Source organism: Synechococcus sp. R8-2 (genome assembly GCF_047461715.1).
GTDB lineage: Bacteria > Cyanobacteriota > Cyanobacteriia > Thermostichales > Thermostichaceae > Thermostichus.
In genome coordinates this window covers 1-11,634 of record NZ_JANSHQ010000032.1, presented here as the reverse complement: position 1 = coordinate 11,634, position 11,634 = coordinate 1, and the positions used below count along the sequence as shown (strand labels likewise).

Genomic DNA, 11,634 nt, shown 5'->3' with positions numbered 1-11,634 from the left:
GGGAGACTCTTGGCGATAGCGGCCCTGGCTTCCGCTCAATTGAGCATTGGTGATGTCCCCGATCCAAGATTGTCCCTGCTGGGTAAAGAACACCTGTGGGCGAGCGCCCCCTTCGGTGTTGATCTCCAACTGCATGCGGTTGCCGTTGGGCACCAGGCGGATATCTGTGATGCGGCTGAGGCGTTGCGGGTTTGCGGAGGTCAACTGTTGAGCGGCTGCCTCATTGACCCGGCTTTCTAAGGCCAATGGGGGCAGGGACAGGATCAAGCCCAACGCACACCCATAAGCAACTCGACGGTTCATCATCCTCACACCTCACTCCTTCACCCAGTCGTATTCTTGCTTCACCCCGCCACGGGTGCCTTTGGCCTCGTTCACCCCGTGCTTCCCTAATCAAAGCCGAAATCTCGGACTTTGCCACTACCTGTAGCCGTTTCGGGAGAAATTTTTCCCAGATCTTCGATTCGGCAACACTATCCGTGCTGAACCGGCGGTTGTTCCCGTCTTCTGAAAACCAGAGGGGATCCCGCACTGGCAGGATCCCCCCCTGAGTCAAGGCATGGCTGGGCTACTGACCAGGTGCCGTTTGCCCTTCAGGTGGAGGAGCAGTGCCCAACGGAACGTCTTTGTTGTAGATGTAGGCAATCAAATCAAAAGCAGCGTCCAGTTCCCCTGTGTCTTGAACAGGATTTAAGCTGATGTTGCTCACCCGGAACAGCGTGCGCAGACGTTCTATATCTCCCATCAGATTGATCAGCTCCGTATAGGGGCCACGCAGAGCGACACGGGTGGTCTGCACTTGGATGGCGGGAGCGATGATCCCAGGCACTTCCGGATTGGCCGAAGACGCTGGAGTCAGTGGAGAAGGGCTAAAGCTGCGCAGCTCGCTGTTGGGCTGCCCCTGCACCAGCCGGTTGAGATCCAGCAGTTGCGTGTCGGCATTCTCGGGAGTGGAGAGCAGGGCACTGATCTGTTCCCGCTCCACGCGAGCTCTCTCGACCTGATTGGGCACATCTTGCAAACTGGCAATCTGGCTCTTTATGTCCTGCAACTGGGTGGTTTTGTTGGCTACCTCCCTTTCCAAAGCCTGTACCTCCTCGATCAAGGGGCGAAGTTGGGTGAAGGCCAGAAACCCCGCCGCGCCTAGCCCTGTGATCCCGATTAAAAGACCAATTCGAATGGGGGTCAGCTCCACGCCCAGCAGTACCGGCGGCCCTGCCGGGGGAACCACCAGTTGTTCGTCGGGAAAACCTTCAACCGATCCAGTCATCAGTTCGCCTCCACTCGACGCAAAATGCGGATCTTTTCAACCAAGCCTATCGCTCCCCGCTGCTCCAGCTCGCGGGTAAATTCTGGGTCGGGATCCCCCAGGGTACGGATGGTTACGGTTATGCCGTAGGTAACGCTGGGCTCGGTTACGTCTGTGCCGTCCACCCGGGAGCTGCTGTTCAGGACGGCGCTGGTAACAAAGTTGGAATCCAGCAGGGTGAGCAAAAAGTCGTTCACCAGGGGAAAGTCCAGCGCCCCTCCTTGGATATTGACGGTATCCCCGGAAGCGCTGATGTTGGTTATCCATACCCCCTGGCCGGGGATCTTGCGCCGCAGCTCTTCCAAGATGGCCGACCAAGGCTGGACCGATCTCAGAAAGGAGCGGAACCCTTCCGTTTGGGCGCGAATGGTTTGCAGCTCTTGATTGGCATTCTGCAGCTGGGACAACTCAGCATTGGCTGTGCTGAGCTCACTGTCAAGGCGAGCCCGCTCCGCCCTCAAGGTTTCTCTCTGGCGGGAAAAGCTGTCTTGGAAATACCAAAAAGCTCCCATCGCTACAGCAGCAACAGCAACCCCCAGGCCAATGGCCGGGATCCAATTCTGGGATCCCTCTGCAGCCTCAGCTGCGACTACTGGTCCCCCACCTGTTCGAGCTGTGGTGAGGACATCCGGCCTTTCTTTGAGGAAATTGATCTCCGGTGTGTACATCTCTTTAACCGCCTTGTGCGCTATTCCATCGGTTGGGCGAGCTTGCGCTGCCTGCTGCCGCTACTTGGTGTCTTCCCGTAACGCCAACCCCAGGGCCACTCCCATTGCTGGGCGTTCCTCCAGGGGCAGTTCCACTGAATCCGGCACGACAATGTTGCCAAAGGGATCCGCCAACTCCACCGCCACGCTCAACGACTGAGATAAGAAGCCGTCGATTTGGCCGATGCTTGCCCCAGTTCCGGCCAGCAGTACTTTCACCACAGGCGAGCTGCTTTCTGTGCTCGTAAAGAAGTCGATGGAGCGCTTCAGTTCATCCGCCAAATCGGAGACAACGCGCGTTACTGCTGCTACACCGGGATTGCTGGGCGCTGGCTGTTCTCCCGTGGCCAAAATATCGGTGGGGTTGATCAAGGGTAACCTCAGAGTTCGCAACAGGTCGCCGGTGCGGCTAAGCGGCAGATTCAGGGATTGGGCCAGCACCTGCCGCATGTGGATGGTGCCGATGTTGACGGTGCGGGTAAATTGCGGGATCCCGTTCACCAAAATGCTGATCTCGCTGCTGTCGTAGCCGATGGAGCTGAGCAACACGGCCTCTTGGGGGCCGTACTGGATTAGCTGATCGCGGATGGTGCGAATGAGGGAGAAGCTGGCCAGCTCCACACAGCGCACCTGCAAATTGGCTGCCTGCAGCACCTCCAGGTAGTTGTCCACCACCTCTTTGGGGATGGCCACCAGCAAGACTTCGATGCGCTCAATGCCATCCTGGGAAAGATCGAGACCCAAGGGCTGGTAGTCGACATCCGCCTGATCCCGCGGATAGGGAATGTAAAGTTCGGCCTCCTGCTCCAAAACCACCCGGCGCAGCTCATCGGCGGGTAGGTCGGCAGGCAGGCGAATGAGACGAACGATGGCCTCCCTTACGGGCACTGCTGTGGCTGCCGGCAGGTTGGTGGGTACCTTGTTTTCATTGAGCAAATTCATCAGGATCAAGCCAACTGTGCTCGGATCGAGGATGCGTCCTTCGACCATCGCCCCTTCCGGCATGTCCACGCTGTGGTAGTGGGCCAGACGATAGCGACCATTGCCCTGCTTTTTCAGTTGGGCAACGGCGATGCGCTCGGGGTTGATGTCCACCCCAAGCATGGTTCGGGTTTTGGAGCCACCGAAAAAGCTAAACACACCGGGAAACCCCGCCCTTTGCGCTACTGCTAGAGGCATACTACCCAATTTGTAGGTGGGTTACCACTGTTCGCCATTGGCCGCGGGGAAATCCTTGTCTGGGCCGATCCCTCCCTGCCAGCCGCAAGTGCAGGGCTTGCGCGGTGTTGAGCGGTGTTGGAAATTCGCTTGACTCAACCGGTCTGTTGCCGCGCCCACTCACGGAACTGTTGTAACCGCTCACAACCCTTCTTCCTCGAGGGCCTGGACGTTTTGCACAATCCGGGAGAGCTCGTTTTTCTCATCCACATTGATGCGGGTCGGGGATCCGCTGATGATGCGCTCGTAGCCCCGGAAGGAATCGCGGATTTGGATGCCCGCATTGGAGATCAGGTACTCGCGGATCCCTTTGTCGTGCCAGGATCCCCGCATTTTGAAGACGTTGAGGGCGCGGGCCATTTCTCCGCGGATCTCCACGTATTGCAGCAGGATGATCGTGTCGGTGATGGTGGAGATGTGGGATTCGGTGATGGAATGGGATCCCATGAATTGGTCGGTGGTGTTGGTGAAAAAGCCGGTGATCTCCTCCTGCTTGGCCAGGCCGGTTACCCCGATTACAAACTGGCGGAAGGCATTTTGGCTCACTCCCCGCGCCAGGGCTGACAGGGAGTCGATGGCCATGCGGGAGGGCTTGAAGGCCATCATCTCGGTTTTGATCTTCTGCAGGTGGTCTTCCAGGCCGGCAGATTCTGGGTAGGCGCAGATGATCTTGAGGAGGCCCTGCCGCTCGAACTCTTCCAGGTCAATGCCCCAGGAGGAGGCGTTGCGGGACAGCTGCGCCCGCGACTCTTCGTAGGCAAAGAGAATGCAGCGTTCCCCATCCAGGCAGCCCCGCTCCAGGAATTTGCTCACCAGCGAGGTTTTGCCCGTGCCGGTGGCGCCGGTGGCCAAAATAATCGAGTCCTTGAAGAAACCGCCGCCGCACATTTCGTCCAGCTTCTCGATGCCGGAGGAGACCCGCACGTTGGAGGAGCGCTGCGTCAGCTGCATGGCTCCCAAGGGGAAGATGTTGATCCCGTCGTTGGTGATGGTGAAGGGATATTCCCCCTTCATGTGGGTGGTGCCCCGCAGCTTCAAGATCTCAATGGTGCGCCGCCGTTTCTCTCCCTCCAGGATGTTGCGTAGGATCACCACGTTATCGGAGACGAATTCCTCTACGCCGTAGCGGGCGATGGGGCCGTACTCGTCGGTGCGCTCCGTGGTCATGACGGTGGTGACGTTGGCCTGCTTGAGGCGGGCCGTCAGGCGGAACAGCTCCCGCCGCACCACACCGGCAGGGTCGTATTGCTGAAAGATGGCTGTCACCGAGTCGATGGAGACCCGCTTGGCTTTGTATTTGCGAATGGCGTACTGGATGCGCTCGATGAGGGCCGACAAATCAAAGTTGCCGCTCACCTCATAGCCTTCGGGATCGGGGGAGGCATCCAGGATAAACAGTTGGCCCCTGTCGATGAGGGCCTGCAGATCCCAGCCAAAGCTGGAGGCATTGCGAATGATATCGGCGGGGGTTTCCTCGAAGGTGACGAAGATCCCCGGCTCTTGATACTTCACAATGCCGTTGTAAAGGAACTGCATGGCAAACAGGGTTTTGCCGGTACCGGAGGTGCCGCTGACCAAGGTGGTGCGTCCCAGGGGTAGCCCACCGTGACTGATGTCCTCAAAGCCCTCGATGCCCGTCTGTTTTTTGGGGATCCCTCGCAGCTCTGAGAGATCCGCTCGGTGGTTGTCTGGGGTTGGTTCGGTGGAGTCCTCTGCGGTGTTATCTTGTGGCTTTTCTGGCTCAGAAGGCCCCAATGACTGGTTCATCCCACTCTCCTTGCTCCTGCAGCCTGTCTCAAGCCTCTTCGTCCAATTCTTCGTAGAGCAGATCCAGGCCGATGAGCACTTTCTCGCGGTTGGACAGATCGCCAATAATCTTCCGCACCGGTGGCGGCAGGATTTTGGCCAAGGTCGGCGTTGCCAAGATCTTATCTTCCTCTGCCAGTTGCGGATTTTTCAAGACATCGATCACCTTCAGGCTGTACACGCCGCGGAACTCCTTTTCCAAGATGTCTTGCAAGGTGCTGAGGGCACGCAGAGAATTGGGGGTGTTGCCCGCCACGTAGAGCTTGAGAACATAGGCTTTGCGAGTGGACATATCTAAGGATCCCTTGGAGCGGTTTTGGGAATGGAGCGGCGGTACATTTCGCTCAGGTGGGCCATCACATCGATCAGGGTAAGGCGGTAATCCAGCAGGATCTCTTCGCTGCGGCCTTCCAGCTTCAATTGTTTGGCAAAGTCTTCCATCAAGTTCATGTGCAGCTCCAGCAGTTGAGCAGCGCCGATATCGGCAAAAAAGGCCAAGGCCACCAGCTCGTCGATGCGGGCATTGACGGTCTCGGGAGATTGAAAATAGTCCAAGACGATTGCCTGGTAAAGGTTACGCAGCCGTCGCATGAGGGCTTGCTGCTCGTGGGGCGGGAGGCGACGGTAAAACAGCTCCGGGTCACGATGATAGTACACTCCGGCGTAGCCCAGCCGTTCCCGCAATTTCTCCGCCAGCCGTCGTTGTTGTTGGTTGCTGTAGGCCAGGTAGGGCTGATCGCTGGGATGCGCTGGGCCCTGCGGGAGGCCGCAGGTGGGAGACATCTGCAGAAACAAGGCGATGGCCCGATCCACCAGCAGCTCCAAGACGGAAGGGGATCCCGAAGCGGTACAGTCGGCCCGCACCTGCCCCTTCAGCTCCTGTGGCGAAATGGGACGGACGAGGGTGGCGTTGTGGTAGAAAAACTGCTCTCGCTTGAGCAATGCTTTCACCAAAGATGAGGTGGCAGGGATCCCTCCTTCCGTCTCCGGTGTTTCCTTTTGCAGGTGGGATTCTTCCAGCACAATCGCCAACACCGTCGGCAGCAGTAGTCCCCACGCGCAGAGCTGATTGCCCAGATCGTGCAGCTCTTGCAGCCGAGTGGGATCCACCAGGAGCACCAAGCAATCGACATGGCCGTCTTGTCTCCTGAGAGCCTCTAGGAAGGTAGCTTGATCCTGAAAACACTCGACAACAAAGCGTTCAGGGGGTAGCCAGTCCTCGCAAGCTAGGGGCTCTCCTGCTGGCGGCTCCCAATCCAGCAACAGGTTGATGCGCAGTGGATGGGTGTCAGGCAACAAGACAAAGGATGAAGATATATTTCCTATCTTAAATCTGACCGGGATCCGCGCTCACCGGCCAGAGGAAAAGAGCGGGAGAAAAACCTAAACTAGGGGTGAGTGAGCTGCTGCCGAGATCCCTATGGTGCCCCTGATCATCGACTGTGACCCTGGCCAAGACGATGCGGTGGCTCTGCTGCTGGCTATGGCGTCGCCAGAAGAGCTGCAATTGCTGGGCATTACCACGGTGGCCGGCAATGTCTCCTTGGACAAAACCAGCCGCAATGCTCGACAGATCTGTGAATTGGCCGGTCAGCCGCAGATGGGGGTGTATGCCGGCTGCCCCCGACCTCTCTTGCGCCCTCTGGAAACCGCCGAGCAGGTGCATGGCAAAACCGGGATCGACGGAGCGGATCTGCCGGAGCCCCAGATGCCTTTGGGATCCCAGCATGCAGTGCCCTATCTCATCGAGACGCTGATGGCTGCCCCTGAGCCGGTTACCTTGGCTTTGCTGGGCCCGATGACCAACTTGGCAGTGGCCCTGGTGCAGCAGCCCCGGATTGTGGAGCGCATCCAGCGGCTGGTGTTTATGGGGGGATCCGCCTTTGAGGGGAATGTTACCCCGGCAGCCGAGTTCAACATCCTCACCGATCCCCACGCCGCCCAGATCGTGCTCAGCGCCGAGATCCCGGAGGTGGTGATGCTGGGCTTGCACGTCACCCAACAGGTCCTCAGCACGCCGGAGCGGATTGAGCGCATCCGCGCCCTGGGCACCCGCGTTGGGCAGACGGTGGCCAATATGCTCACCTTTTACGGTAAGGTCGACGTAGAACGCTACGGGCTACCGGGAGGGCCATTGCACGACCCTTGTGTGATTGCCTATCTGTTACAGCCGCAGTTGTTCGAGCTCAAGCCCTGCTACGTCGAGGTGGAAACGGCTAGCCCCTTGAACCTGGGCCGGACGGTGGTGGATCGCTGGGGATCCAGTGGTCGCCTCGCCAATGTTCAGGTGGCTTTTGGGGTGGATGCCCAGGGGTTTTACCACCTGCTCACCGAGCGCCTGGGCCGTTACCGATAATTCTGATAGTTCTGATCCTTGAGGCCAGATCCGAAGGTGGAGAATCCCAGCGCCGTCCAACGTGCCAAGCTGGAGTGGGTGAACCTGCCCACCGCCGTCACCCTGCTGCGGCTGGCAGGGATCCCTTTTGTTTTGCTGGGCCTGAGCCTGCGATCCCCACTGGGGGAGAGGTTGGCCCTCTGGGCGTTCCTGTTGGCGGCGGCAACCGATTGGCTGGATGGCCATTTGGCCCGCCGTTATGGCTTGGTAACCGATATGGGCAAGTTTTTGGATCCTCTGGTGGATAAGCTGCTGGTGTTGGCGCCGCTGCTGGGCCTGCTGGAACTGGGGCGGATCCCCGCTTGGGGCGTGTTTTTGCTGGTGGGGCGGGAGCTGGCCATCGCCGGCTGGCGGGTCAACCAAAGCCAAATCCGCGGTGCCAATTTCTGGGGCAAAGCCAAGACGGTAACCCAAATCCTGGCCATTGCTTTGCTGATTTTGGGGTGGCCGGGAGGGATCCCTTGTTTTTGGGTGGCGGTGGTTCTCACCCTGATCTCGGGCCTGACCTACCTGCACACCGATCATCCCCATCATGCGCAGTCACCCGGCAGGCCATAGCCCTTGTCAGATCCCCCCGCCCCTCGCCGACAGAGGAGACACCCCACCTGAGCAGCGCATCCTCGGCCTAGATCCAGGTCTGGGAACCATGGGTTTTGGTTGCATTCTGGCGGGATCTGCGGGGTTGAAACCTGTGGATTATGGGGTGATCAGCACCCCCAGCCAACACTCGATGCCGGAGCGGCTGCAAACGCTGCACGAGGATTTGAGCCAGTTGCTGCGCCAACTGCGCCCGCATCAGGTGGGGCTGGAAAAACTTTTTTTCTACAAAATGGGCAATACCATTGCCATCGCCCAAGCCCGTGGCGTGATCCTGCTCACCTTGGCCCAGCATCATCTGTTGCCGGTGGAGTTTACGCCCGCCCAAGTCAAGCAAAGTTTGACAGGCTACGGACGCGCCGACAAGCAGGCTGTACAAGCTGCCGTGGCCCGGGAACTCAACCTGCCCAGCTTGCCCCGCCCGGATGATGCCGCCGATGCCTTGGCGATTGCCATCACAGTCTGGCACCACCGCTTCTCTTGAGGGATCCCCTCCCTGTCAATCCCCTACCTTTAGCAGAGATAAAGATTGGCCAATAAAGATGGGCTAGACTCAGTACAGCGAGAAGCACAAGCCCTATGCCTTCTTCTTCCGTGGATGTTCGCGAGCTACCCCTGTTTCCCTTGCCGGAGGTGGTGCTGTTTCCGGGCCGACCTCTGCCGCTGCACATTTTCGAGTACCGCTACCGCATGATGATCAACACCATTCTGGAGACGGATCGCCGCTTTGGGGTGCTGATGTTCAATCCCCAGACGGGATCCCCAGTGCGGGTGGGCTGTTGTGCTGAGGTGTTGCAGGTGCAGCGATTGCCGGATGACCGCATGGACATTTTGACCTTGGGGCAGCAGCGCTTCCGCGTCTTGGATTACGTGCGGGAAAAACCCTTCCGGGTGGGGCTGGTGGAATGGATTGAGGATGAGCCGACCACCCCTTCCGATGACCTGCAGAGCTGGGTGCGCCAGGTTACCACTCTCCTTCAGGATGTGGTGCGTCTCTCGGGCAAGCTGATGGAGCGGGATGCACAGTTGCCGGAGCAGCTCCCCACCACTCCCATAGAACTGTCCTACTGGGTGGCTAGCCACTTCCATGGGGCCCCCCAAGAGCAGCAAGCTCTGCTGGAAATGGTCAGTACCGAAAGGCGGCTGCGCCGGGAAGCCGAAATTCTCGAGTCCACCCGCAAGCACTTGGCCGCCCGCACGGCCCTCAAGGATCTGTTCACGGAAATTTCCTGAGGTTCCTGTCAGTTGGTCAGGTCTGCTCCCATCTGTTCTGGTGGCTCTTGTGGACCTTTCCAGAGAGTGCCCTTTGCCTTGCTCGACCAGGCAGGGCAGAATGCTTCCCCCGGAAAGGTTGGGTATTTCTTGAGGATCCCTTCCCCGTTTTTCATGGCCTACGCTCGCCGCTACTTGCGCTTTCCCTCTCAGATCTTGGGCCGGGAAATGGAGATGCTCCACTTTGGGCATCACGGCTACCCGCTGATCTGTCTGCCCACCAGCAACGGGCGTTTTTTTGACGTGGAAGATCGCGGCATCATCGCCAGCCTCAGCCATCATCTGGAGCAGGGCTATTTGCAGGCTTTTTGCGTGGAAACCCTGGATTGGGAGACTTTGTTCAACCGCCAGCTGGACTTGCCCCAACGGCGGGAGCGTTGGCTGTTGTTGGAGCGGCACTGGGTAGAAGAGCTGATCCCCTACGCCAAGGCCGAGGCGCAAAATGAGTTTCTGGTGGTGGCCGGGTTTTCCCTGGGAGCTACCCATGCTGTCAACCTCACCTGTCGGCATCCCGGCCTAGTGCGCCGTTGTTTGGCTCTGGGGGGGCCCTACGATGTGGCCGCTCTCGGCTCTGTCACCGGCTGGGATCCCCAACGGGCAGAGCAGGAGCTGTATTTCATCAACCCGCTGGCCTATATGTCCAACATGAGCCGGCAACTCTGGGATCACTTGGGCGGGCGCAACACCGAGCTGAAGTTGCTCACCGCTCGCCACGACCACTGCCTCAGCGACAACCTGCGTCTGGCGGAAGTGCTTAGCCGCAACAACATCCCCCATCAACTGGAGGTATGGGAGGGGGATCACGACTGGCCCACTTGGCAAGCGCAAATCCGCGCCTTCGCGTAGGATCCCTTGCAGGGAATAGCTTTTGAGAGAGCTTTGATGATTGAAGACTATTGGGTTGGCAGCCTGCACTTCAGCGAGCCTTTTGGGGACGATACTCTGGCCCGCTTCAACGCACTTCCCCCTGTTCAAGCTCGCAACGGCCAAACTTACAAGATCCGGGCCGAACATGTCACCATTCACGAGGTGAACCTGGATTACCGCACCAAGTATCGCCTGATCCTGGATCGTTTCAGCTACCTTTACCCCCAAGCCATCGGCCTGTTCATGGGCTTTGCCTTTCGGGGGGTTTACCTCATCAACAACCCCTTTAGCTTTTATTACTACCTGCGCAACAAAGATGCTGCCTACATGGTGGTCAAAGAGCTGGGGATCTCCATCCCCAAAACTTACATTCTGCCCCCTAAAGAAGCCCCCGCATTGAAAGCAGAAGATTTTAAGTATCACAAGTTTTTCGATTGGCAGGGGATGGCGGAAGATCTGGGCTGGCCAATTGTGATTAAGCCAGCGGAGGGGCGAGAGGCCATTGGAGTAGAAATAGCCCACAACATGGAGCAGCTCCTCTATTTTTACGACCGCTCTGGATCTCAGGTGATGATGATCCAAGAGAAGGTCAAAACCCCTTACCCTTGGCAGATTCGCGCCCTCTGCATTGGCCGAAAAATCATCCCGATTAAGTACATCTTTCGTAAATTCGATGCTAGCGAGTATCTGTTCGATCCAGAATTTCTTACGCCGGAAATGGGCCAGAAAGTCATCAATACCTGTCGGATTATCAATCGAGTTTTGGGCTATGAAATGAACTCGGTGGAGCTATTTATCGACGAGCAGGGAGAGCTCCAGGCCATCGACTTTAACAATCCGGTGCCCGATGGGCGGCTCAAGGCTTTGGGAGAGATCTTCTACAACGATTACCAGCAGGCCCTTTGCGATTTGGTCTTGGACATCGTGCGGGAACAGCGTCCTTTCGACTTCCTGCCCCCAGATATCAACCGCTTTGCCCACATTGCCCGACGGGCTGACCTCACCCGCGAGCAGAAGTTTCAGATGGCTCTGGATTTGGCCAACCGTTACTACGAGCCCAGGGATCCCGATTAAAATCAAACCAGAACCCAAAAGTGTGGTTTTCGGCCGGAGAAGTTGTGGACGGGCAAAGGAGCAGCAGCGTGGTTTCCGACCCCGCTTCAGGGTGGTCCATAATCAAGCAGGCGCAGGGATCCTGCCAGGTGCTGCATTTGGCGGCGGGGGATCCCCTCTTGAGTCGGCAAGAGCATTGGGGGCCTTTTCCCAGCCAAGCTGAGGCGATTGGGCGGCGGGTTGGTCTGATCCAGGCAGGCAAATGTCAACCGGGTTGAAATGGCGCTGGTGCCATGATATTCGCGAGATCCCAGCAGGGGCCTGGCACGCCTTGCAAACGGAGCGCACCTCTCCTTTTTTGGAATACGAATGGTTGCACAGCCTAGAAAGCTCAGGTTGTGCCAGCCGCA

The 11,634-nt window shown here is 58.3% G+C and carries 15 protein-coding genes; 8 read left to right on the top strand and 7 right to left on the bottom strand.

Annotation, left to right across the window (positions count from 1 at the left end):
* The 7 genes from NW819_RS00890 to NW819_RS00860 all read right to left on the bottom strand — a co-directional run.
* Positions 1–306, bottom strand: a 306-nt coding sequence (locus NW819_RS00890; RefSeq protein ID WP_414412610.1) for an AMIN domain-containing protein, incomplete at its 3' end; no start/stop codon positions are given.
* Between the two features lie 262 nt (positions 307–568).
* Positions 569–1,270, bottom strand: coding sequence for a hypothetical protein (locus tag NW819_RS00885; protein WP_414350594.1), 702 nt, complete (start codon positions 1,268–1,270; stop codon positions 569–571).
* Complete coding sequence (locus NW819_RS00880; protein WP_011432140.1) at positions 1,270–1,977, bottom strand: PilN domain-containing protein; 708 nt, start codon at positions 1,975–1,977, stop codon at positions 1,270–1,272. Before NW819_RS00880 ends, NW819_RS00885 begins: the two co-directional genes overlap by 1 nt.
* A 60-nt stretch (positions 1,978–2,037) precedes the next feature.
* Entirely contained in the window at positions 2,038–3,195 is a 1,158-nt protein-coding gene (gene pilM, locus NW819_RS00875) for a type IV pilus biogenesis protein PilM (protein ID WP_238376866.1), read from the bottom strand.
* A gap of 180 nt (positions 3,196–3,375) precedes the next feature.
* Positions 3,376–5,001, bottom strand: a complete 1,626-nt coding sequence (gene kaiC, locus NW819_RS00870; RefSeq protein ID WP_011432142.1) for a circadian clock protein KaiC — start codon at positions 4,999–5,001, stop codon at positions 3,376–3,378.
* 28 nt (positions 5,002–5,029) lie between these two features.
* Positions 5,030–5,332, bottom strand: coding sequence for a circadian clock protein KaiB (gene kaiB, locus NW819_RS00865; RefSeq protein WP_011430723.1), 303 nt, complete (start codon positions 5,330–5,332; stop codon positions 5,030–5,032).
* Positions 5,333–5,334: 2 nt separating this feature from the next.
* On the bottom strand, positions 5,335–6,336 hold the full coding sequence (locus NW819_RS00860; RefSeq protein ID WP_414412609.1) for a circadian clock protein KaiA: 1,002 nt from the start codon (positions 6,334–6,336) through the stop codon (positions 5,335–5,337).
* Positions 6,337–6,460: 124 nt separating this feature from the next.
* Between NW819_RS00860 and NW819_RS00855 the strand changes: the two genes are divergently transcribed.
* The 8 genes from NW819_RS00855 to NW819_RS00820 all read left to right on the top strand — a co-directional run.
* Positions 6,461–7,396 carry a nucleoside hydrolase gene (locus NW819_RS00855; protein WP_414412608.1) on the top strand — a complete coding sequence of 312 codons (936 nt, stop codon included), beginning with the start codon at positions 6,461–6,463 and terminating at the stop codon, positions 7,394–7,396.
* A 78-nt stretch (positions 7,397–7,474) separates the two neighbouring features.
* Positions 7,475–7,993, top strand: coding sequence for a CDP-diacylglycerol--glycerol-3-phosphate 3-phosphatidyltransferase (gene pgsA / locus NW819_RS00850; protein ID WP_414329287.1), 519 nt, complete (start codon positions 7,475–7,477; stop codon positions 7,991–7,993).
* Positions 7,994–8,003: 10 nt separating this feature from the next.
* Entirely contained in the window at positions 8,004–8,516 is a 513-nt protein-coding gene (gene ruvC / locus NW819_RS00845; protein ID WP_414329288.1) for a crossover junction endodeoxyribonuclease RuvC, read from the top strand.
* 95 nt (positions 8,517–8,611) lie between these two features.
* The gene (locus NW819_RS00840; protein WP_011432147.1) at positions 8,612–9,265 is read left to right on the top strand and encodes an LON peptidase substrate-binding domain-containing protein; all 654 of its coding nucleotides are present in this window, start codon (positions 8,612–8,614) and stop codon (positions 9,263–9,265) included.
* 153 nt (positions 9,266–9,418) lie between these two features.
* Positions 9,419–10,150 carry an alpha/beta hydrolase-fold protein gene (locus NW819_RS00835; RefSeq protein WP_414412607.1) on the top strand — a complete coding sequence of 244 codons (732 nt, stop codon included), beginning with the start codon at positions 9,419–9,421 and terminating at the stop codon, positions 10,148–10,150.
* Between the two features lie 36 nt (positions 10,151–10,186).
* Positions 10,187–11,245 (top strand): ATP-grasp domain-containing protein, encoded by a 1,059-nt coding sequence (locus NW819_RS00830; RefSeq protein WP_414412606.1) that lies wholly within the window; start codon positions 10,187–10,189, stop codon positions 11,243–11,245.
* Positions 11,246–11,313: 68 nt separating this feature from the next.
* A complete protein-coding gene (locus NW819_RS00825; RefSeq protein ID WP_414412605.1) occupies positions 11,314–11,502 on the top strand; it encodes a hypothetical protein in 189 nt (62 codons plus the stop codon).
* Positions 11,487–11,634 (top strand): peptidogalycan biosysnthesis protein (locus NW819_RS00820; RefSeq protein ID WP_414412611.1); only part of this gene is annotated, 148 nt, incomplete at its 3' end. The genes NW819_RS00825 and NW819_RS00820, both read left to right, overlap by 16 nt.

What these genes read in the sequence shown, in the direction of transcription:
- NW819_RS00885 (WP_414350594.1), bottom strand. Translation starts at nt 1,270, where the DNA reads ATGACTGGATCGGTTGAAGGTTTTCCCGACGAACAACTGGTGGTTCCC.
- kaiC (WP_011432142.1), bottom strand. Translation starts at nt 5,001, where the DNA reads ATGAACCAGTCATTGGGGCCTTCTGAGCCAGAAAAGCCACAAGATAAC.
- NW819_RS00855 (WP_414412608.1), top strand. Translation starts at nt 6,461, where the DNA reads ATGGTGCCCCTGATCATCGACTGTGACCCTGGCCAAGACGATGCGGTG.
- NW819_RS00830 (WP_414412606.1), top strand. Translation starts at nt 10,187, where the DNA reads ATGATTGAAGACTATTGGGTTGGCAGCCTGCACTTCAGCGAGCCTTTT.
- kaiB (WP_011430723.1), bottom strand. Translation starts at nt 5,332, where the DNA reads ATGTCCACTCGCAAAGCCTATGTTCTCAAGCTCTACGTGGCGGGCAAC.
- pilM (WP_238376866.1), bottom strand. Translation starts at nt 3,195, where the DNA reads ATGCCTCTAGCAGTAGCGCAAAGGGCGGGGTTTCCCGGTGTGTTTAGC.
- NW819_RS00840 (WP_011432147.1), top strand. Translation starts at nt 8,612, where the DNA reads ATGCCTTCTTCTTCCGTGGATGTTCGCGAGCTACCCCTGTTTCCCTTG.
- NW819_RS00835 (WP_414412607.1), top strand. Translation starts at nt 9,419, where the DNA reads ATGGCCTACGCTCGCCGCTACTTGCGCTTTCCCTCTCAGATCTTGGGC.
- NW819_RS00880 (WP_011432140.1), bottom strand. Translation starts at nt 1,977, where the DNA reads ATGTACACACCGGAGATCAATTTCCTCAAAGAAAGGCCGGATGTCCTC.